Below are 21,988 nucleotides of genomic sequence, written 5' to 3' on the forward strand. Positions count from 1 at the left end.
CGGGGTGAGTCACGTCACCGGCTATGCCGCAAGGGACTTCATGAAGGGAAAACGGACGCTCGGAGCACCCAGGTTGCTGGGACTCATCTGGCCATTTGTAGCCGTCGTGCTGTTCCAGGCACTGCTGGGCGGGATCAGCCTTTACGCGATGTCGGCCATGCGCGCCTACGTCGGTGGTGAAAGCCTCTGGTCCAAGGGCCAGAAAGACGCGATCTACTACCTGAGCCTGTACGTCGACAGCCGCGACGAAGAAAACTTCCGCAAATACCAACAGGCCATGGCCATTCCCCAGGGCAGCCATCGCCTGCGCCTGGCCCTTGATCTTCAGCCCCCGGACCTGGAGGCGGCGCGCCAGGGCATTCTCGCTGGCGGTAATCACCCGGACGACGTGCCGAGCATCATCTGGTTCTATCTCAACTTCCGTCACGTCAGTTACATGGACCAGGCCATCGGCCTGTGGCAGGTGGGCGACGGTTTCCTGGAAGAGCTCGATACCCTGGCCGCCGAAATTCACCAGGGCATTGCCAGCAGCCGGGCCACGCCGCGTGACCTGGCGGACTGGAAGCGTCGCATTGTGCTGATCAACGAAGCCGTGACGCCTGCGGCCCGCGCCTTCAGCGACGCGCTGGGCGAAGGCTCGCGGATGCTGCTGCGGTTGCTGCTGGTGACCAACCTGGCCACCGCACTGTTCCTGATCGCCCTGGCCTGGTTGCGTTCAAGCAAGTTGCTGGCCCAGCGCCAGGCCTTCGCCAGCGCCCTGCAGGTCGAGAAGGAGCGGGCGCAGATTACCCTGGCCTCGATTGGTGACGGGGTGATCACCACCGATGTTGAAGGCTGCATCGTCTACATGAACGCCGCCGCCGAGCACCTGACTCACTGGGACGCCAGTCATGCCCATGGCCTGCCGCTCGCGGCGTTGTTCAGCGTGCTGGACGACAACGCCGAGAAGGACAACCTGACCCTCACCGAGCACATCCTCAGCGGCGCTCTGCGTGGGGGCAGCGAGCATATCCGCCTGATCCAGCGCCTGGACGGCAGCACGGTTTCGGTGGCGCTGGTCGGGGCGCCGATCATGAGTGAAGGGCGGGTCAGCGGCATCGTGCTGGTGCTGCATGACATGACCCAGGAGCGGCAGTACATCGCCAACCTGTCCTGGCAGGCGACCCACGACGCCTTGACCGGGCTGGCCAACCGCCGTGAGTTCGAATATCGCCTGGAGCAAGCGTTGACCGACCTGGCCCGTCAGGCCGGGCGGCATTCGCTGATGTTCCTTGACCTCGACCAGTTCAAGGTGGTCAACGACACCAGTGGTCATGCCGCTGGCGATGAGTTGCTTCGGCATATCTGCGCGGTGCTGCAATCGGTGCTGCGCGAGGGGGATGTGCTGGCGCGGCTGGGCGGCGACGAATTCGGGGTGTTGCTGCAGAACTGCCCGCCCGAGCAGGCCGAGCGGATTGCCGAGAACCTGCGCCAGGCGGTGCAGAGCCTGCACTTCGTGTGGAAGGGGCGACCGTTCATGAATACCGTGAGCGTCGGCCTGGTGCACTTGAGCCAGGCGCCGGATTCACTGGAGGCGGCGCTGCGGGCCGCCGACATGGCCTGCTACATGGCCAAGGAAAAAGGCCGCAACCGGGTCCAGCTCTACCATGCGGACGACACCGAGTTGTCGGTGCGCTTCGGCGAGATGGCCTGGATCCAGCGCCTGCACATCGCGCTTGAGGAAAATCGCTTCTGCCTGTACGCCCAGGAAATTGCCCCGCTCGCTCCTGGAGACCATGGTGGCGGACACCTTGAGATTCTTCTGCGTCTGCATGACGAAAGCGGGCTGATCATTCAGCCCGACAGCTTCATCCCGGCGGCCGAGCGCTTCGGTCTGATCACCGCGCTGGACCGCTGGGTGGTGCGCAGCGTCTTCACGATCATTCGCGAGTGCCTGGACGAAGGGCGGGAAGGTCCGTTGGCGATGTGTTCGATCAACCTTTCCGGCAACAGCATCGGCGACGACAAGTTTCTCGAATACCTGCATCGGCAGTTCAGTGACTACAACATTCCGCCTGAATTGATCTGTTTCGAAATAACCGAAACGAGTGCGATTGCCAACCTTGGTAGCGCGATTCGTTTTATCAATGAATTGAAGGGGCTGGGCTGCAAGTTCTCGCTGGACGACTTTTGCGCCGGAATGTCGTCGTTCGCGTATTTGAAACATTTGCCTGTAGACTTCCTGAAGATCGACGGAAGTTTCGTCAAGGATATGCTCGAAGATCCGGTCAACCGGGCGATGGTCGAAGTGATCAATCACATCGGCCACGTCATGGGCAAACGCACCGTCGCCGAGTTTGTCGAGACACCATTGATCCAGCAGGCTTTGCAGGAGATCGGTGTCGACTACGCCCAGGGCTTTCTGATCGAGCGACCCCAGGTCTTTTCCTGTGCCAGCCTGCAGCGTCAGCGTGACGCCGCCAGGCCCTTGCTGTTCGGGTCGCCGGGGACGCTTCGCTGACGCTCACTTTCCAGATCACAAGGACAAGGAGCTGACAGTGACTGATGCGTTTATTCGGACAGGTCCATTGATGGACGCCGCAAGTTATCCCCTCTGGGCCCAGCGCCTGATCCAGGAATGCAGCGCCAGCAAGCGCAGGGTGGTGGAGCACGAGCTCTACCAGCGCATGCGCGATGGCCGCCTGGGCAGCGCGACCATGCGCCAATACCTGATCGGGGGTTGGCCAGTGGTGGAGCAATTCTCCGTGTACATGGCCCACAACCTCACCAAGACTCGCTACGCCCGTCATCCTGGCGAAGACATGGCGCGGCGCTGGCTGATGCGCAACATTCGCGTCGAACTCAACCATGCCGATTACTGGGTGCACTGGTGCGAAGCCCATGGCGTAAGCCTTGACGACTTGCAGGTGCAGGATGTGCCGGCAGAGTTGCAGGCGCTCAGCGATTGGTGCTGGCACACCTGCACCGCGGATTCGCTGGTGGTGGCCATGGCGGCAACCAACTATGCGATCGAAGGGGCGGTGGGCGAGTGGTCGGCGGTGGTCTGTGCCACCGGAGCCTATGCCGAGGGTTTCCCCGAGGAAGGCCGCAAGCGCGCCATGAAATGGCTGAAGATGCATGCCCAGTACGACGATGCCCATCCCTGGGAAGCGCTGGAAATCATCTGCACCCTGGCGGGCAACAGCCCGGGCAAGGCGTTGCAGGTCGAGCTGAAACGGGCGATCTGCAAAAGCTACGACTATATGTACCTGTTCCTGGAGCGTTGCATGCAACTGGAACAGGCCGAGTCGCGCCAGGGCGTGCGCTTGCGCAGCGCCCTGGGGCAGGGTTGAGGCTTACTGGGCGTTGAACGCCTGACCGTTGACCCCGGTGCTGTCCGGGCCCATCAGGTAGAGGTAGACCGGCATGATGGCTTCGGGCAGCGGATTGTCCTGCGGGTTTTCGGCCGGGTACGCCTGGGCGCGCATGCTGGTGCGGGTGGCGCCCGGATTCACGCTGTTGGACCGCACCGGGGCGACGCCCTCCAGTTCGTCCGCCAGGGTCTGCATCAGGCCCTCGGTGGCGAACTTCGATACGCCATAAGCGCCCCAGTAGGCGCGGCCTTTGCGGCCGACGCTGCTGGAGGTGAACACCACCGACGCATCTTCCGACAGCTTCAGCAGCGGCAGCAGGGTCTGGGTCAGCATGAACATCGCGTTGACGTTGATGTGCATGACACGCATGAAGTTATCGCCGGACAACTGCTCCAGCGGCGTGCGCGGGCCAATGATCGACGCATTGTGCAGCAGCCCGTCGAGGCGGCCGAAAGCGTTCTCGACCATTACCGCCAACTCGTCGTACTGATGCGGCAGAGCGGTTTCCAGGTTGAACGGAATGACCACCGGTTGCGGATGGCCGGCGGCTTCGATTTCGTCGTAGACCGCGCTCAGGTTGGCTTCGGTCTTGCCCAGCAACAGGACGGTGGCGCCATGGGCGGCAAAGGCCTTGGCGGCAGCCGCGCCGATCCCGCGACCGGCGCCGGTGACCATGATGACCCGGCCGTTGAGCAGGTCAGGGCGAGCGGAATAGTCGAACATGAGGAATGCCTCGAAAGAATGGCTTCAATCACCAACAGGCCGGCGTCGCGGCGGGCCTGCCTGGCGGATGGATGCGGGGATCAGCAGCTGCAAAGGGCGTTGTCGAGCACCTTGCGCAGTTCCAGGGGATGGTCGACCACCACATCCGCGCCCCAGTTGTTGGGGTTGTCCTCTGGATGAATATAGCCGTAGCGCACTGCGGCGGTACGGGTGCCGGCGTCGCGACCGGACTCGATGTCGCGCAGGTCGTCACCGACGAACAGCACGCTGGCCGGATCCAGGTCGAGGGTCTTGCAGGCGAGGATCAGCGGCTCGGGGTCGGGCTTGCTGTTCTTCACGTGATCCGGGCAGATCAGCAGGGACGAGCGTTCGGCCAGCCCCAAGCGCTGCATGATCGGTTCGGCGAAGCGCAGCGGCTTGTTGGTGACCACGCCCCACAGCAGATTGCCGCGCTCGATATCGGCGAGCAGCTCGGCCATACCGTCGAACAGTTTGCTGTGCACTGCGCAGTCGCGCTGGTAGCGCTCGAGGAACTCCAGACGCAGGGCTTCGAATTCAGCCGCCTCGGGGTCCATGTCGAACGTCGCCGCGACCATTGCCCGGGCACCGCCGGAAATCACGTCGCGGATCCGCTTGTCGTCGATCGCCGGCAGGCCGCGCTCGGCGAGCATCGCCTGGCAGATGGCGATGAAGTCCGGCGCCGTGTCGAGCAGGGTGCCGTCCATGTCGAAAAGTACTGCTCGCAAACGCATGTTCATTCCTCGCGAAGGGTCTGGATCATGTAGTTGACGTCGACGTCGGCGGCCAGCTTGTAGTGCTTGGTCAGCGGGTTGTAGGTCAGGCCGATGATGTCCTTGACGCTCAGGCCCGCGGCGCGGCTCCAGGCACCCAGTTCGGAAGGGCGGATGAATTTCTTGAAGTCATGGGTGCCGCGGGGCAGCAGCTTCATGATGTATTCGGCGCCGATGATGGCGAACAGATACGCCTTCGGATTGCGGTTGATGGTGGAGAAGAACACCTGGCCGCCCGGCTTGACCATCTTGAAGCAGGCGCGGATTACCGAGGACGGGTCCGGCACGTGCTCCAGCATTTCCAGGCAGGTGACCACGTCGAACTGCTCGGGCATCTCTTCGGCCAGGGCCTCGGCGGTGGACTGCCGGTACTCGACGTTCACCCCGGACTCCAGTTGATGCAGTTGCGCCACCGCCAGCGGCGCTTCGCCCATGTCGATGCCGGTGACCGTGGCGCCGCGCAGGGCCATGGCCTCGCTGAGGATGCCGCCGCCGCAACCGACGTCCAGCACTTTCTTGCCGGCGAGCTTGACCCGCTCATCGATCCAGTTGACCCGCAGCGGGTTGATGTCGTGCAGCGGTTTGAACTCGCTCTCGCGGTCCCACCAGCGATGGGCCAGGGCCTCGAACTTGGCGATTTCGGCGTGGTCGACGTTGCTCATGGAACAGTCCTCTAAAGCTGTGAAAATTCGGTGCGGCAGCCTGGCTGCCGGCAATCATTCGGTGTGGCCGGCAATCCGCTGGCCCCAGGCGACGGCGGTGGCGTGCAGGGCCTGCTCGTCCATGCGGGTCAGTCGGCCGTCTTCCAGCAGCGCCTTGCCGGCGACCCAGACGTGCTTCACGCAGTCGCGGCCGCTGGCATAGATCAGTTGCGATACCGGGTCGTAAATCGGCTGTTGCGCCAGGCCGGAAAGGTCGAAGGCCACCAGGTCGGCAGCCTTGCCGATTTCCAGGGAGCCGGTGACGGTGTCCAGGCCAAGGGCGCGGGCGCCATTGAGGGTCGCCATGCGCAGGGCGCGGTGGACATCCAGCGCGCTTGCCGAACCGGCCACGGCCTTGGCCAGCAGGGCGGCGGTGCGCGTCTCGCCAAGCAGATCAAGGTCGTTGTTGCTGGCGGCGCCGTCGGTGCCGATGGCGACGTTTACCCCCGCCTGCCACAGCCGTTCGACGGGGCAGAAGCCGCTGGCGAGCTTGAGATTGGATTCCGGGCAGTGCACCACGCTGGTGTTGCTTTCTACCAGCAAAGCCAGGTCTTCATCGCTGACCTGGGTCATATGCACCGCTTGCAGGCTCGGGCCGAGCAAGCCAAGGCGCGCCAGCCGGGTCAGCGGCCGCTCGCCGCGCTGTTCCAGCGATTGCTGGACTTCGCTGGCGGTCTCGTGGATGTGCATCTGGATTGGTGCATCCAGCTCCTCGGCGACGACCCGGACCTTTTCCAGATTGTCGTCATTCACCGTGTAGGGCGCGTGAGGGCCGAAGGCGATGCTGATGCGCGGGTGGTGGCGCAGGTCGCCGAACAGTTCGACGCCCAGGTTCAGGCCTTCGTCGAAACTACGCGCGCCTGGGATCGGGAAATCCAGCAGCGGAATGGCGATCTGGGCACGAATGCCGCTCTCATGCACGCATTCGCTGGCGATCTTCGGGTAAAAGTACATGTCGCTGAAGCAGGTGATGCCGCCCTTGAGCTGTTCGGCGATGGCCAGGTCGGTGCCGTCGCGAACGAAGGCCTCATCGACCCAGCGGCCCTCGGCGGGCCAGATATGGTCCTGCAACCAGGTCATCAGGGGCAGGTCGTCGGCCATGCCGCGGAACAGCGTCATCGCTGCGTGGCCGTGGGCGTTGATCAGGCCGGGAGCCAGCAGGCAGCCAGGCAGCTCGCGGACTTCGTCGGCCTTGAAGCGCCCAAGCTCAGTGCGCGGGCCGATGAAGGCGATCAGGCCGTCGCGGATACCCAGCGCATACTCCTTGAACACCACTCCGGCCGGTTCGACGGGCACCAGCCAGGTTGGCAGGAGCAGCAGGTCGAGAGGGGCGGGCGGCTTGGGCATGGGGCGGGTTTCCCTGGGTTCTGGGGTGGTGGCGAAGTATACCCGAGCGTCCGCGCTTGGGGCTCGTTATAATCGCCGGTTTTTGATGTCCGAATGACGGGGTGAGCATGCGCGATCGACTTCTGGCTGCAGAGAAAGTAAGGGCCATCGATTGGCGGGATGGCGCCTTGCACTTGCTCGACCAGCGCGCGCTGCCGTTCGAGGAAACCTGGCTGAGCTACACCGATGCGGCAGGCGTGGCTGAAGCGATTCGCTCCATGGTGGTGCGCGGAGCCCCGGCCATCGGTATCAGCGCCGCTTATGGGCTGCTGCTGGGGCTGCGTCAGCGCCTGGCTGCCGGCGGCGATTGGCGTGCCGCGCTGGAGGCGGATTTCATCGTGTTGGGTGAATCGCGACCTACTGGCGGCAACCTGGCCTGGGCGCTGAGCCGCATGCGTGATCGCCTGCAACGCCTCAAGGACGGCGACGATCCGTCGCAGGTGCTGGAAACCGAGGCGCTGGCCATTCATGAAAGCGACCGTGAAGCCAATCTGAACATGGCGCAGTTGGGCATGGAGTTGATCCGCAAGTACCAGGGCAGCGAGCAGGCTGTGCTGACCCACTGCAACACCGGCGCACTGGCGACCGGTGGTTTCGGCACGGCGCTCGGGGTGATTCGCGGTGCGTGGCTCGACGGCATGATCGAGCACGTCTATGTCGGTGAAACCCGCCCCTGGCTGCAAGGCACCCGCCTGACTGCCTGGGAGCTGGCCAACGAAGGCATCCCCGTCACCATCAATGCTGACTCTGCGGCGGCGCACCTGATGAAGACCAAGGGCATCACCTGGGTGATCGTCGGTGCTGACCGGATCGCCGCCAATGGCGACGTGGCGAACAAGATCGGCACCTACCAGTTGGCGGTCAACGCCATGCACCACGGCGTGCGGTTCATGGTGGTGGCGCCGAGTTCGACCATCGATCTTGCGCTGGCCAGCGGCGACGAGATCCCGTTGGAAGAGCGCGACGGCGCCGAGTTGCTGGAAGTTGCCGGTCATCGGATCGGGCCGGATGTCGACGCTTTCAACCCGGTGTTCGATGTGACCCCTGCGGATCTGATCGACGTGATCGTGACCGAGAAGGGTATCGTCGAGCGGCCCGATACCGCCAAGCTGGCCCAGTTGATGTGTCGCAAACGCCTGCACTGATCCTCCCGTGCGGGTGGTGGTCGGGGCGTTTTCCTTCAAGCCGGGCGGCGCTTTGCCATACTCCCATGCCCTCGGCGACTGTGATAACATCCGGCGGTTTCCAAGACCGCCCACAGGGGCTGTCTTTACTACGCAGATCCATGCTTTAACTCGTTGATTTGTCGTAAGTCGTTGCGGAGGAACTCCTCCGTGGCGGCGAGCTTCGTTTCTCCCCATATGGATGTGACGAAGTTTCACCAGAAAAAGGAATCAGGCTTCTCATGGGCGAACTGGCCAAAGAAATCCTCCCGGTCAATATCGAAGACGAACTGAGACAGTCCTACCTCGACTACGCGATGAGCGTCATTGTCGGGCGTGCACTGCCCGATGCGCGTGATGGCTTGAAGCCCGTGCATCGCCGCGTTCTGTTTGCGATGAGTGAACTGGGTAACGACTGGAACAAACCGTACAAGAAATCCGCCCGTGTGGTCGGTGATGTCATCGGTAAGTACCATCCGCACGGTGACATGGCCGTGTACGACACCATCGTACGTATGGCCCAGCCTTTCTCCCTGCGTTACCTGCTGGTCGACGGCCAGGGCAACTTCGGTTCGGTCGACGGCGACAACGCCGCGGCGATGCGTTACACCGAAGTGCGCATGACCAAGCTGGCCCACGAACTGCTGGCCGACCTGCACAAGGAAACCGTGGACTGGGTGCCGAACTACGACGGCACCGAGCTGATTCCGGCGGTCATGCCGACCCGGATTCCCAACCTGCTGGTCAACGGTTCCAGCGGTATCGCCGTGGGCATGGCCACCAACATTCCGCCGCACCACCTCGGTGAGGTCATCGATGGCTGCCTGGCGCTGATCGACAACCCGGAAATCACCATCGATGAGCTGATGCAGTTCATCCCGGGGCCGGACTTCCCGACCGCTGCCATCATCAACGGTCGCCAGGGCATCATCGAGGCCTACCGTACCGGCCGCGGCCGCATCTACATGCGCGCCCGCTCCACCATCGAAGACATCGACAAGGTCGGTGGCCGCCAGCAGATCGTGGTTACCGAGCTGCCTTACCAGTTGAACAAGGCGCGTCTGATCGAAAAGATCGCCGAACTGGTCAAGGAAAAGAAACTCGAAGGCATCACGGAACTGCGCGACGAGTCCGACAAGGACGGTATGCGCATCGTGATCGAGCTGCGTCGTGGCGAGGTTCCGGAGGTCATCCTCAACAACCTCTATGCCCAGACCCAGCTGCAAAGCGTATTCGGCATCAACATCGTCGCCCTGATCGACGGCCGTCCGCGCCTGCTCAACCTCAAGGACCTGCTCGAAGCCTTCGTCCGTCACCGCCGCGAAGTGGTGACCCGTCGTACCGTGTTCGAGCTGCGCAAGGCGCGTGAGCGCGGGCACATCCTCGAAGGCCAGGCGGTTGCGCTGTCCAACATCGATCCGGTCATCGCCCTGATCAAGGCTTCGCCAACGCCTTCGGAGGCCAAGGAAGCGCTGATCAGCACGCCATGGGAATCCAGTGCCGTGCAGGTCATGGTCGAGCGCGCTGGCGCCGACTCCTGCCGTCCCGAGACCCTCGATGCGCAGTTCGGCCTGCGCGACGGCAAGTACTTCCTGTCGCCAGAACAGGCCCAGGCCATCCTCGACCTGCGCCTGCATCGCCTCACCGGCCTGGAGCACGAGAAGCTGCTGGCCGAGTACCAGGAAATTCTCAACCAGATCGGCGAACTGATCCGCATCCTCAGCAGCGCCGAGCGCCTGATGGAAGTGATCCGCGAAGAGCTGGAACTGATCCGTGCCGAATATGGCGATGTGCGCCGCACCGAAATCCTCGATGCCCGCCTGGACCTGACCCTCGGCGACATGATCCCGGAAGAAGAGCGCGTGGTGACCATCTCCCACAGCGGCTACGCCAAGACCCAGCCGCTGGCTGCCTACCAGGCGCAGCGTCGTGGTGGTAAGGGCAAGTCGGCTACCGGAGTCAAGGACGAGGACTACATTTCCCACCTGCTGGTCGCCAACAGCCACACCACGCTGTTGCTGTTCTCCAGCAAGGGCAAGGTGTACTGGCTCAAGACCTACGAGATTCCCGAAGCCTCCCGCGCCGCTCGCGGCCGGCCGCTGGTGAACCTGCTGCCGCTGGGCGAGGGCGAGCACATCACCACCATGCTGCCGGTGGAGGAATACACCGAGGGTCACTACATCTTCATGGCTACCGCCAACGGCACCGTGAAGAAGACCCCGCTGGAGCAGTTCAGCCGCCAGCGCAGCGTCGGTCTGATCGCTCTGGAACTGGACGAAGGCGACATCCTGATTTCCGCCGCGATCACCGATGGCGAGCGTGAGGTCATGCTGTTCTCCGACGCCGGCAAGGTGACCCGCTTCAAGGAATCCGATGTCCGGGCCATGGGCCGTACCGCCCGCGGTGTTCGCGGCATGCGCCTGAACGAAGGCCAGAAACTGATCTCGATGATCATTCCGGAAGAGGGCAGCCAGATCCTGACCGCCTCCGAGCGCGGCTTCGGCAAGCGCACCGCGATCGGCGAGTTCCCCGAGTACAAACGTGGCGGCCAGGGCGTGATCGCCATGGTCAGCAACGAGCGTAACGGCCGTCTGGTCGGCGCGGTACAGGTGCAGGATGGCGAGGAAATCATGTTGATTTCCGACCAGGGCACTCTGGTGCGTACGCGGGTAGGTGAAGTGTCGAGCCTGGGTCGTAACACTCAGGGCGTGACGCTCATCAAGCTGGCCAGCGACGAGACGCTGGTAGGTCTGGAGCGGGTTCAGGAGCCGTCCGAGGACGACGATGAGCTGGCAATCGACGCCGAAGCGGATGTCGATGGCGAGGCGGATATCGACGCCCCCGACGGGCAGCAGCGGGATGCCGCCGCTGACGAAGAGGCGCCACAGGACTGAGTTTTAGACGCGTAACCTTAAGGAAGCGGGGCAAGGCCCCGCTTCCTCGTTATCTTGAGCAGAGCGAGAGTGGATGTGAGCAAACGAGCCTTTAACTTCTGCGCAGGCCCCGCTGCGCTCCCTGATGCTGTTCTGCAGCGCGCCCAGGCCGAAATGCTGGACTGGAACGGCAAAGGCCTGTCCGTGATGGAAATGAGCCATCGTAGCGACGACTACGTGGCCATCGCCGAAAAGGCCGAGCAGGACCTGCGTGACCTGCTGACCATCCCCTCCAACTACAAGGTGCTGTTCCTCCAGGGCGGCGCCAGCCAGCAGTTCGCCGAGATTCCACTGAACCTGTTGCCCGAAAACGGCACTGCCGACTACGTGGAAACCGGTATCTGGTCGAAGAAGGCCATCGAGGAAGCGCGTCGCTTCGGCAACGTCAATGTCGCCGCCTCGGCCAAGCCCTACGACTACCTGAACATCCCAGGCCAGAACGAGTGGACGCTGACCCCCGGTGCTGCGTACCTGCACTACGCCTCCAATGAAACCATTGGTGGGCTGCAGTTCGACTGGGTTCCGCAAGCCGGTGACGTTCCGCTGGTGGTCGACATGTCTTCGGACATCCTTTCCCGTGGCATCGATGTTTCGCAGTTCGGCATGATCTACGCCGGTGCGCAGAAGAACATCGGTCCGAGCGGTCTGGTGGTCGTGATCGTGCGTGAAGACCTGCTGGGTCGTGCGCGCAGTGCCTGCCCGACCATGCTTGATTACAAGGTCGCAGCCGATAACGGCTCGATGTACAACACGCCTGCAACCTACTCCTGGTATCTCTCCGGCCTGGTCTTCGAATGGCTGAAAGAGCAGGGTGGCGTCGCGGCGATGGAGCAGCGCAACCGGGCGAAGAAAGATCGCCTGTACGGCTTCATCGACAAGAGCGATTTCTACACCAACCCGATCAGCCTGAACGCCCGCTCGTGGATGAACGTGCCGTTCCGCCTGGCGGACGAGCGCCTGGACAAGGCGTTCCTTGCCGGTGCCGACGAGCGCGGCCTGCTCAACCTCAAGGGGCACCGCTCCGTGGGCGGCATGCGCGCCTCGATCTACAACGCCCTGGGACTGGAAGCGGTAGAAGCGCTGGTCGCCTACATGGCTGAATTCGAGAAGGAACATTCCTGATGTCGGAACAGGAACTCAAGGCGCTGCGGGTGCGCATTGACAGCCTCGACGAGAAAATCCTCGAACTGATCAGTGATCGTGCCCGTTGTGCGCAAGAAGTCGCACGGGTCAAGATGGGTTCCCTGGCTGAAGGCGAGGTGCCGGTATTCTACCGGCCCGAGCGCGAGGCGCAGGTGCTCAAGCGTGTCATGGATCGCAACCCGGGTCCGTTGGGCAATGAAGAAATGGCCCGCCTGTTCCGTGAAATCATGTCCTCCTGCCTGGCGCTGGAGCAGCCGCTGAAAGTTGCCTATCTCGGTCCTGAGGGTACGTTCACCCAGGCTGCTGCGATGAAGCATTTCGGTCACGCGGTGATCAGCAAGCCAATGGCGGCGATCGACGAAGTGTTCCGCGAAGTTGCCGCCGGCGCGGTGAACTTCGGCGTGGTGCCGGTGGAAAACTCCACTGAAGGTGCGGTCAACCACACCCTCGACAGCTTCCTCGAGCACGACATGGTGATCTGTGGCGAAGTCGAATTGCGTATTCACCACCACCTCCTGGTGGGCGAGAACACCAAGACCGACAGCATCAGCCGCATCTATTCCCACGCTCAGTCGCTGGCTCAGTGCCGCAAGTGGCTCGATGCTCACTATCCGAACGTCGAGCGCGTCGCGGTATCGAGCAACGCCGAGGCTGCCAAACGGGTCAAGGGTGAGTGGAATTCTGCCGCCATCGCCGGTGATATGGCCGCGGGCCTGTATGGTCTGACGCGCCTGGCCGAGAAAATCGAGGACCGTCCGGACAATTCCACTCGGTTCCTGATGATTGGCAGCCAGGAAGTGCCGCCGACTGGCGACGACAAGACCTCGATCATTGTCTCCATGAGCAACAAGCCCGGCGCCCTGCACGAACTGTTGGTGCCGTTCCACGAAAACGGTATCGACCTGACGCGCATCGAGACGCGTCCGTCCCGCAGCGGTAAATGGACCTACGTCTTCTTCATTGATTTCGTTGGCCATCATCGCGATCCGCTGATCAAGGCCGTGCTGGAGAAGATCAGTCAGGAGGCGGTGGCCCTGAAAGTGCTGGGCTCGTACCCGAAAGCAGTACTCTGAGGCGCGTTAATGCACGATGTTTTGAACAGGGTCCTGCGCCGTGATTGAAGTTGAAACGCAACAGGGTGGGCCACTCGTCGGCCGCCTGGTGGTGGTGGGCCTGGGGCTGATTGGCGGATCTTTCGCCAAGGGCCTGCGCGAAAGCGGTCTGTGCCGCGAGGTGGTCGGTGTCGACCTGGATCCGCAATCGCGCAAGCTGGCGGTTGAGCTGGGCGTGGTTGACCGTTGCGAGGAAGACCTCGAGGCTGCCTGCGTCGGCGCCGACGTCATCCAGTTGGCGGTGCCGATCCTTGCCATGGAAAAGCTCCTGGCACGTTTGGCCGGGATGGATCTCGGATCGGCCGTGCTGACCGATGTGGGCAGCGCCAAGGGCAATGTCGTGCGCGCAGCGCGCGAGACCATGGCCGGTCGTTTGTCACGGTTCGTGCCGGGTCACCCGATTGCGGGGTCCGAGCAGAGCGGGGTGGAAGCTTCCAATTCCACGCTGTTCCGCCGTCACAAGGTCATTCTCACGCCGCTGGCGGAAACCGATCCGCTCGCGCTTGCCGTGGTTGACCGGCTGTGGCGCGCATTGGAGGCCGATGTCGAGCACATGCAGGTCGAGCGGCACGACGAAGTACTTGCCGCCACCAGCCACTTGCCGCATCTGCTGGCCTTCGGTCTGGTTGATTCATTGGCCAAGCGCAATGAAAACCTGGATATCTTCCGTTACGCTGCCGGTGGTTTCCGCGATTTCACGAGAATCGCGGGAAGCGACCCGGTCATGTGGCACGACATCTTCCTCGCCAATCGCGAGGCTGTTCTGCGCACACTGGATACATTTCGCAGCGATCTCGACGCTTTACGCGACGCGGTCGATGCAGGGGATGGGCACCAGTTGTTGGGCGTATTCACGCGCGCCCGGGTTGCCCGCGAGCATTTCAGTAAAATCCTGGCCCGTCGGGCCTATGTGGACGCTATGAATTCCAACGACCTGATTTTCCTGGCACAACCTGGCGGCCGCCTGTCCGGGCGCATTCGCGTCCCAGGCGACAAATCGATTTCCCATCGCTCGATCATGCTCGGCTCCCTGGCGGAGGGCACCACTGAGGTGGAAGGCTTCCTCGAAGGTGAAGATGCCCTGGCGACGTTGCAGGCTTTCCGCGACATGGGTGTGGTGATCGAAGGTCCGCACCACGGTCGCGTCACGATTCACGGTGTGGGCCTCAATGGCCTCAAGCCGCCGCCTGGCCCGATCTACCTGGGTAACTCCGGCACCTCGATGCGTTTGCTGTCTGGTCTGTTGGCCGCGCAGAAGTTCGACACCGTGCTGACCGGCGATGCCTCGCTGTCCAAGCGTCCAATGAACCGTGTGGCCAATCCATTGCGGGAAATGGGCGCGGTGATCGAGACTGCGGCTGAAGGCCGTCCGCCGATGACCATTCGTGGCGGTCACACGCTCAAGGCGCTGACCTACACCCTGCCGATGGCCAGTGCCCAGGTGAAATCCTGTCTGCTGCTGGCCGGCCTGTATGCCGAAGGCAAGACCACCGTCACCGAGCCTGCGCCGACCCGCGATCACACCGAACGCATGCTGCGCGGCTTCGGTTATGAAGTGAATGTTGATGGGCCGACTGCGTCGCTGGTGTCTGGCGGCAAATTGACCGCAACGCATATCGAAGTGCCTGCGGATATCTCCTCGGCTGCCTTCTTCCTGGTCGCGGCGTCGATCGCCGAGGGCTCGGAGCTGGTGCTGGAGCATGTCGGCATCAATCCGACCCGTACCGGCGTAATCGACATCCTGCGTCTGATGGGTGGCGACATCACCCTCGAGAACCAGCGTGAAGTGGGTGGCGAGCCGGTTGCTGATCTGCGTGTTCGCGGTGCGAAACTCAAGGGTATCGATATCCCTGAGGATCTGGTGCCGCTGGCCATCGATGAGTTCCCGGTACTGTTCGTCGCTGCCGCCTGCGCCGAAGGGCGTACCGTGCTGCGCGGTGCTGAAGAGCTGCGGGTCAAGGAATCCGACCGGATCCAGGTCATGGCCGATGGCCTGTTGGCCCTGGGTGTGAAATGTGAGCCGACTGCGGACGGCATTATCATCGACGGCGGCCAGATTGGCGGCGGTGAAGTGCATGGTCACGGCGACCACCGTATTTCCATGGCCTTCAGCGTGGCTTCGTTGCGTGCCAATGCGCCGATCCGTATCCACGATTGCGCCAACGTCGCTACATCTTTCCCTAACTTCCTCGCACTTTGTGCGGAAGTGGGCATTCGCGTTGCTGAAGAGGGCAAGTCGTGAGCACGCACGCACCGGTCATCACCATTGACGGACCAAGCGGCTCGGGCAAGGGCACGATAGCTGGCCTGCTGGCCCGGCGCCTGGGCTGGAATCTGCTCGACTCCGGTGCCCTCTATCGCTTGCTGGCCTTTGCCGCAGGGAATCATGGCGTCGATCTGACCAACGAAGAACTGTTGAAGGCGCTCGCCGCTCATCTGGATGTGCAGTTCCTGGCTGCGGAAGAGGGGCAGTTGCAGCGGATCATTCTCGAAGGCGACGACGTCACCAATGACATCCGCAACGAGACGATCGGCGCCGGGGCGTCGCAGGTTGCTGCGCTGCCGGCGGTGCGTGAAGCGCTGCTGCAGCGCCAGCGTGCCTTCCGTGAGATGCCGGGCCTGATTGCCGATGGCCGGGATATGGGCACGGTCGTCTTTCCGGATGCACCGCTCAAGATTTTTCTGACAGCCAGCGCTGAAGAGCGAGCGCGTCGCCGTTACCTCCAGTTGAAGGCAAAAGGCGATGATGTTAGTCTGTCGAGTCTGCTAGATGAGATACGTGCGCGCGATGAGCGCGACACCCAGCGTTCGGTGGCTCCGCTCAAGCCCGCTGCCGACGCGATTCAGCTGGATTCCACTGAATTGTCCATCGAGCAGGTGCTGGAACGCATCCTGAGTGAAGTCGCACTGCGCGATATCACCGGATGACCAGGGAGGCTGCAGGATTACCCAGTCAACGTCCTGCAGACGACCCTTACTATGAACGAAACCCACATTGTCTGGAATGTGGCTGATGGGCGGATTTATCGCCCGAATCTACAGGAATTAAAATGAGCGAAAGCTTTGCAGAACTCTTTGAAGAAAGCCTGAAAACCCTCAACCTTCAACCAGGTGCGATCATCACCGGTATCGTTGTCGATATCGACGGTGACTGGGTTACTGTCCACGCTGGTCTGAAGTCCGAGGGCGTCATCCCGCTCGAGCAGTTCTACAACGAAGCTGGCGAGCTGACCATCAAGGTCGGTGACGAAGTTCACGTTGCGCTGGACGCGGTGGAAGACGGCTTTGGCGAAACCAAACTGTCCCGTGAAAAAGCCAAGCGCGCCGAGTGCTGGATTGTTCTGGAAGCAGCTTTCGCCGCCGAAGAAGTGGTCAAGGGCGTTATCAACGGTAAGGTTAAAGGCGGCTTCACTGTCGACGTTAACGGTATCCGTGCGTTCCTGCCGGGCTCCCTGGTTGATGTCCGCCCAGTGCGCGACACCACCCACCTCGAAGGCAAAGAGCTGGAATTCAAGGTCATCAAGCTGGACCAGAAGCGCAACAACGTTGTCGTTTCCCGTCGCAGTGTCCTGGAAGCCGAAAACAGCGCCGAGCGCGAAGCTCTGCTGGAATCGCTGCAGGAAGGCCAGCAGGTCAAAGGTATCGTCAAGAACCTCACCGACTACGGTGCATTCGTGGATCTGGGCGGCGTCGATGGCCTGCTGCACATCACCGACATGGCCTGGAAGCGTATCAAGCATCCATCGGAAATCGTCAACGTTGGCGACGAGATCGATGTCAAGGTTCTGAAGTACGATCGCGAGCGTAACCGCGTATCCCTGGGCCTGAAGCAACTGGGCGAAGACCCATGGGTTGCTATCAAGGCACGTTACCCAGAGAGCACCCGCGTCATGGCGCGCGTTACCAACCTGACCGACTACGGCTGCTTCGCTGAGCTGGAAGAAGGCGTTGAAGGTCTGGTACACGTTTCCGAAATGGACTGGACCAACAAGAACATCCACCCGTCGAAAGTCGTTCAGGTTGGCGACGAAGTGGAAGTCATGGTTCTGGACATCGACGAAGAGCGTCGTCGTATCTCCCTGGGCATCAAACAGTGCAAGTCGAACCCATGGGAAGACTTCTCTGGCCAGTTCAACAAGGGCGACAAGATCTCCGGCACCATCAAGTCGATCACCGATTTCGGTATCTTCATTGGTCTGGACGGCGGCATCGACGGTCTGGTTCACCTGTCGGACATCTCCTGGAACGAAGTCGGCGAAGAAGCCGTACGTCGCTTCAAGAAGGGCGACGAGCTGGAAACCGTCATCCTGTCGGTTGACCCAGAGCGCGAGCGCATCTCCCTGGGCATCAAACAGCTGGAAGACGATCCGTTCTCCAACTACGTTGCTGTCAACGACAAAGGCGCTATCGTCAAGGGCACTGTGAAAGAAGTTGACGCCAAAGGCGCCATCATCACTCTGGCCGACGATATCGAAGCTACTCTGAAAGCTTCCGAAATCAGCCGCGACCGCGTTGAAGACGCGCGTAACGTTCTGAAGGAAGGCGAAGAGATCGAAGCCAAGATCATCAGCGTTGACCGCAAGAGCCGCGTAATCAACCTCTCCATCAAGTCGAAAGACGTTGAAGAAGAGAAAGAGGCTATCCAGCAAATCGCCAAGGCTCCAGAAGCCGCTGGCGCTACCCTGGGTGACCTGCTGCGCGCGGAAATGGCCAAACAGAACTAAGTTCTGCTTGATCAAAAAAAGGCGACTTCGGTCGCCTTTTTTTATGCCTGCTATTTCAGTTGTTTAACCGCGACAGCCTGTAGATATGGGGTTTTCAGCGCGAAGCGGCATCATCCAATTCTGGATTTTTTTCTTAAGTCAATAACCGCACTGTTCAAATTCATCAGCCCATGCTAAAACCAATGGAGGCAATGACCTAGCTGCTTGATACAGAAGGGAAAAAGATGACGAAGTCGGAGCTTATCGAACGTATTGTCACCCATCAGGGGCTGCTCTCATCCAAGGATGTTGAGCTGGCCATCAAGACCATGCTTGAGCAGATGTCCCAGTGCCTCGCTACTGGCGACCGTATTGAGATCCGGGGCTTTGGTAGCTTCTCGCTGCACTATCGCGCTCCTCGCGTGGGGCGCAATCCCAAGACCGGGCAATCTGTCAGCCTTGACGGAAAATTCGTGCCGCATTTCAAGCCTGGCAAGGAGCTGCGCGATAGAGTCAATGAAGAAGATGAGTTTCCTGAAGACTGATCTGTGCAAGGGGATTTGATCATGCGCAATATCAGGCGCCTTTTGCTGGTGCTATTTGCGGTCGTGCTGGCGGCGCTGACTTTATTCTTTGTCCTGGAAAACCAGCAGTCAGTCGTGTTGGTATTTTTTGGTTGGACTGCTCCAGCCGTTCCTGTTGCGGCACTCGTACTGGCTGCGCTCATTGCTGGTTTAGTCGTTGGTCCATTGCTTGGGGCCTGCATGAGGCTAAGGCTTTATCGTCGGTCTAACTGAAATGGGCGCGGGCAAAATGCTGAAATTTCCTACTGCTCTCTAGGATTCGTCCTGTATTCACCTCTGTGCGCATTGTGGGGTAATCGCACTTCTGTGAGTACATGAAGTGAGTCCATCCATATGGCGCCTCCCTGTCATTCGAATTGCGGGTCCTCTGCTGGGGATCGCCTGCGCCAGCTGTATCCGGGCATACGTCTGCAAAGGACGCACCCTCATCAAGTTTCCTATCTTTTTTCTCTTGTTCGTATGGGTTCAGGTGTCCGTGCCGCAGGGGCGTGTCATGAGTGCCCGTGATGAGCCAGAGTCAGTTATCGAGACTGAAGCTGTCGGTCATCTCTGGTCGAGATTCCTGGCGCCTGCGTGCTGGTGCCTTGAGGTATCGGGCCGGGCGTACCCAGGAACTAAGTCAAGGATTGGGTTTCTGAAGCGGAGCAGTTAGCTAAGGCAAGAAAGGAATGGGGGCGGATGGTGGTGACTTTCGAGGCTACACTGCTTGTGCGCCTCGTTGGTGAATTGCGGTAGCTTTTTTGCCGTGTGAGGATCGCTGGAGTCTGAGGGATAACAAAAAATGCGCAAAATACGCGAGCGCTTGGGCGATGTAGGGGAGATTGGTGTCGTTGAGTTGATTCAGGGGGTGTGGGGTGAAAAGCGCCTGATGTTCGCCGTAGGCGCGTCGATAGTGATGCTCGCGGTTGCCTTTGTGTTTTTCTCGGTCCCGCAGTACGAAGCCAAGGTTTATCTTCAGCCTCCCACGCACAATGATATTGCAAGCTTGAATTACGGGCGTGGCGCAGACAGTAGTCTTGAACTGCTCAAGGTCAAGGATGTTTATGACATCTATATACGTCACTTGCATTCGGAATCCTTAAAGAGGGCGTTCTTCCAAAGTGTCTACCTTCCGTCGCTTTCCAGCGAAGAAAAAAAGAGCTCACGAGATGCATTGTTTACTCGTTTCAGTTCCGCTTTGACGGTTGCCAAGGCCGGAAGGGATGATCCCACCCGTTTTTCTGTGAGCGCGGTCGCCTCCGATGGTGCGATGGCTGCTGAATGGGTTAAGGCCTATGCCGGTCGGGCAGGGCAGATGGCTGAGGACGAATTGATCAAGAATTTGAAGAGCGATGCGTCGGTAAAGGCTGAAAATCTCCGTCAGCAAATCGAAGCGCTAAGGGAAAGTGCTCAGAAGGAGCGTGAGGACCAGATCGTGCAGTTGGAGGAGGCGTTGCGGGTGGCGCAATCCATAGACCTAGAGAAACCCCTAATCATAAGCGCTAGCCCGGCCGAAGGGGCTGTGGCTGGCATTGGGGGCGGATTGACATATATGAGAGGTGCCAAGGCTATCGAGGCCGAAATCGAAAATCTGAAGGCCAGAAAGTCGGATGACTCGTTCATCGAGCGGCTTCGCCAGCAGCAGGTTCTCATGGCCTACTACGCAAGCTTCGACATCAAGCCAGAAAGCGTAACGGTGTTCCGGCAAGATGGAGTTGTGGAGATCCCGGATGATCCGGTGAAGCCTAGAAAAGTTCTTATTGTCGTGATGGGTATGGTGTTGGGCGCAGCATTAGCGGTGTTTTTAGCGATGCTCAGCTTTTTGTGGAAACGTTCGCAAATGCTCCGGCATGGTCTTTAGCTCCGCAGGAGCTTCACTGGATTAGCTGGATTTAAGCTGGCATACTGCCCCGGTTCGTCGCCTGACGACAGGGAATGTCCAGTTACGTACCGTTTATAGGCAGTTGGGGCATTTTCGCTTGACCCGGGCGAATTACTCATAACCACATAGGCGTGTCCGGCGTGACGAATCTTTCTTCCAGCATTAATTCTGTCGATCACCGTGACGGTTATGATCTCTTTTCCTTAGTCTCAGGGTTGTGGCGCCAGAAGCGTTTGTTGGCGCTCAGCACCGTTGTCGTGGGTGGGCTTGCGGTTTTCTATGCATTCACCGCTACGCCTGAGTATGAAACAAACACTATTTTGCGTCCCGCTGCGCTCAACGAGCTGGATGCGTTGAATCGCTCGACTGTTTACTCTCTGCCCCCAGATGTGGCCCTGACCCGGGTGGGGGCTGCATTAGACTCCTACGATGCTCGCCTGAGTTTTTTCTTGGCGCGTCCAGATTTATTCAAATCATTCGAGGTTACTGGTCTGGCGCCGGAACAGGCATTCGAAAGGTTCAATCAGAAGTCTTTGAAGATTGTACAGCCAGATACCAAAAAGACGAATTTGCTTAGTAATTACGTCGGCCTGGAACTGAGATACCCTGAAGGCGTGCGCGGCGATCAAATACTGAACGAGTTCGTTAAGTATGTAATCGAACGCGAGCGTGCAAGTATTTCAAAAGATTTGAGTGTTATCATTAGAAACCGCTTGGCAGAAATTGACCTTAAACTTGGTGCTGCCATTTCTGCTTATGAAATGGAAAAGTCTTCAAATATTGCAAATTTGCTTGAAGCGGACTCGTTAAAGCGTGCGCAGTTGCAGGACGAGTTGAAGGCATTGCGTACAGAGCTTCGTGAAAAGCGGGAAAGCAGAATTGCACAATTGGCTGAGGCTATTAGTGTTGCGCGCTCTCTTGGCTTGAAGAATCCGTCCACCCCCTCTTCGATGTCGGAGCAGTCGGCTGTCGGCGGAAATGTGATCCGTACTGAAGTCAATAATCAAGCTATTCCGCTTTATTTCATGGGCACTAATGCCCTGGAAGCGGAACAAAAAGCGCTGCGTGAGCGCAAGTCCGACGATCCTTTCGAGCCGCGTATCGCTGAAATTCGCAAAGAGCTGCAACTGTTGGAGTCCAACCGGCAGGTCGAGGTGCTCAAGAAGCGAGTTAACGAAGAGCTTTTTGTGAGTGGTGTGGAGCCGTTGCGGGCTGAGCGGGTGCGCCTGGAGAAGATCAATACCGATTTCCAGAGCATGGCCATTGTGGATATTGATCGACCTGCTGTTCCCTCTGCTAATCCGGTCAAGCCCAATCGCCCTCTCACCATCGTCCTAGGGGTATTGGTGGGTGGCTGCATCGGTGTCATGTTGGCGTTGCTGCGAGAAATGCAACTGGCACGTAGACTGCGTTTTTCCGGAGTCGGGCATATTCTGCCCGTGGCGAAAATCGTTTCGGATGAGCGAAACACCCTGGAAAGAACCTGACCTCATTCGGGTCGACTCTCGCACAGCGTCGCCACAGGTGCTTGAGGT

General features: G+C 60.3%; 17 protein-coding genes. 13 read left to right on the forward strand and 4 right to left on the reverse strand.

What is annotated here, in order from left to right; genetic code table 11:
• Nucleotides 1-40: 40 nt before the first annotated feature.
• Both DM374_RS07095 and DM374_RS07100 read left to right on the forward strand, forming a co-directional pair.
• Nucleotides 41-2,500 carry an EAL domain-containing protein gene (locus DM374_RS07095; protein ID WP_110969228.1) on the forward strand — a complete coding sequence of 820 codons (2,460 nt, stop codon included), beginning with the start codon at nucleotides 41-43 and terminating at the stop codon, nucleotides 2,498-2,500.
• A gap of 37 nt (nucleotides 2,501-2,537) precedes the next feature.
• Nucleotides 2,538-3,332 carry a TenA family transcriptional regulator gene (locus DM374_RS07100; protein WP_110969229.1) on the forward strand — a complete coding sequence of 265 codons (795 nt, stop codon included), beginning with the start codon at nucleotides 2,538-2,540 and terminating at the stop codon, nucleotides 3,330-3,332.
• 3 nt (nucleotides 3,333-3,335) lie between these two features.
• Here the strand turns inward: DM374_RS07100 and DM374_RS07105 are convergent, their stop codons facing one another.
• From DM374_RS07105 to DM374_RS07120, 4 genes are all read right to left on the reverse strand, one after another.
• Complete coding sequence (locus tag DM374_RS07105) at nucleotides 3,336-4,076, reverse strand: YciK family oxidoreductase (RefSeq protein ID WP_110969230.1); 741 nt, start codon at nucleotides 4,074-4,076, stop codon at nucleotides 3,336-3,338.
• A gap of 80 nt (nucleotides 4,077-4,156) precedes the next feature.
• Complete coding sequence (gene mupP, locus DM374_RS07110; protein ID WP_110969231.1) at nucleotides 4,157-4,828, reverse strand: N-acetylmuramic acid 6-phosphate phosphatase MupP; 672 nt, start codon at nucleotides 4,826-4,828, stop codon at nucleotides 4,157-4,159.
• Between the two features lie 2 nt (nucleotides 4,829-4,830).
• Nucleotides 4,831-5,529, reverse strand: a complete 699-nt coding sequence (gene ubiG, locus DM374_RS07115) for a bifunctional 2-polyprenyl-6-hydroxyphenol methylase/3-demethylubiquinol 3-O-methyltransferase UbiG (protein ID WP_110969232.1) — start codon at nucleotides 5,527-5,529, stop codon at nucleotides 4,831-4,833.
• Nucleotides 5,530-5,583: 54 nt separating this feature from the next.
• Nucleotides 5,584-6,915 (reverse strand): TRZ/ATZ family hydrolase, encoded by a 1,332-nt coding sequence (locus tag DM374_RS07120; protein ID WP_110969233.1) that lies wholly within the window; start codon nucleotides 6,913-6,915, stop codon nucleotides 5,584-5,586.
• 107 nt (nucleotides 6,916-7,022) lie between these two features.
• Between DM374_RS07120 and mtnA the strand changes: the two genes are divergently transcribed.
• From mtnA to DM374_RS07175, 11 genes are all read left to right on the forward strand, one after another.
• A complete protein-coding gene (gene mtnA, locus DM374_RS07125; protein ID WP_110969234.1) occupies nucleotides 7,023-8,099 on the forward strand; it encodes an S-methyl-5-thioribose-1-phosphate isomerase in 1,077 nt (358 codons plus the stop codon).
• Between the two features lie 260 nt (nucleotides 8,100-8,359).
• On the forward strand, nucleotides 8,360-11,011 hold the full coding sequence (gene gyrA, locus DM374_RS07130) for a DNA gyrase subunit A (protein ID WP_110969235.1): 2,652 nt from the start codon (nucleotides 8,360-8,362) through the stop codon (nucleotides 11,009-11,011).
• A 75-nt stretch (nucleotides 11,012-11,086) separates the two neighbouring features.
• Nucleotides 11,087-12,172: a 3-phosphoserine/phosphohydroxythreonine transaminase gene (gene serC, locus DM374_RS07135; protein ID WP_110969366.1), complete on the forward strand. Its 1,086-nt coding sequence runs from the start codon at nucleotides 11,087-11,089 to the stop codon at nucleotides 12,170-12,172.
• Nucleotides 12,172-13,266 carry a prephenate dehydratase gene (pheA, locus tag DM374_RS07140; RefSeq protein WP_095155495.1) on the forward strand — a complete coding sequence of 365 codons (1,095 nt, stop codon included), beginning with the start codon at nucleotides 12,172-12,174 and terminating at the stop codon, nucleotides 13,264-13,266. The genes serC and pheA overlap by 1 nt, the downstream gene beginning before the upstream one ends.
• Before the next feature lie 40 nt (nucleotides 13,267-13,306).
• The gene (locus tag DM374_RS07145; RefSeq protein ID WP_110969236.1) at nucleotides 13,307-15,547 is read left to right on the forward strand and encodes a bifunctional prephenate dehydrogenase/3-phosphoshikimate 1-carboxyvinyltransferase; all 2,241 of its coding nucleotides are present in this window, start codon (nucleotides 13,307-13,309) and stop codon (nucleotides 15,545-15,547) included.
• Entirely contained in the window at nucleotides 15,544-16,233 is a 690-nt protein-coding gene (gene cmk / locus DM374_RS07150; RefSeq protein WP_110969237.1) for a (d)CMP kinase, read from the forward strand. Before DM374_RS07145 ends, cmk begins: the two co-directional genes overlap by 4 nt.
• A gap of 122 nt (nucleotides 16,234-16,355) precedes the next feature.
• Entirely contained in the window at nucleotides 16,356-18,029 is a 1,674-nt protein-coding gene (rpsA, locus tag DM374_RS07155; RefSeq protein ID WP_095155498.1) for a 30S ribosomal protein S1, read from the forward strand.
• Nucleotides 18,030-18,253: 224 nt separating this feature from the next.
• On the forward strand, nucleotides 18,254-18,553 hold the full coding sequence (gene ihfB, locus DM374_RS07160) for an integration host factor subunit beta (RefSeq protein WP_110969238.1): 300 nt from the start codon (nucleotides 18,254-18,256) through the stop codon (nucleotides 18,551-18,553).
• Between the two features lie 21 nt (nucleotides 18,554-18,574).
• On the forward strand, nucleotides 18,575-18,805 hold the full coding sequence (locus DM374_RS07165) for a lipopolysaccharide assembly protein LapA domain-containing protein (RefSeq protein WP_110969367.1): 231 nt from the start codon (nucleotides 18,575-18,577) through the stop codon (nucleotides 18,803-18,805).
• A 568-nt stretch (nucleotides 18,806-19,373) separates the two neighbouring features.
• On the forward strand, nucleotides 19,374-20,432 hold the full coding sequence (locus DM374_RS07170) for an LPS O-antigen chain length determinant protein WzzB (RefSeq protein WP_110969239.1): 1,059 nt from the start codon (nucleotides 19,374-19,376) through the stop codon (nucleotides 20,430-20,432).
• A gap of 161 nt (nucleotides 20,433-20,593) precedes the next feature.
• Nucleotides 20,594-21,940: a Wzz/FepE/Etk N-terminal domain-containing protein gene (locus DM374_RS07175; protein WP_157969675.1), complete on the forward strand. Its 1,347-nt coding sequence runs from the start codon at nucleotides 20,594-20,596 to the stop codon at nucleotides 21,938-21,940.
• The last annotated feature ends 48 nt before the right edge of the window (nucleotides 21,941-21,988 follow it).

Source organism: Pseudomonas huaxiensis, assembly GCF_003231275.1.
Classification (GTDB): domain Bacteria; phylum Pseudomonadota; class Gammaproteobacteria; order Pseudomonadales; family Pseudomonadaceae; genus Aquipseudomonas; species Aquipseudomonas huaxiensis.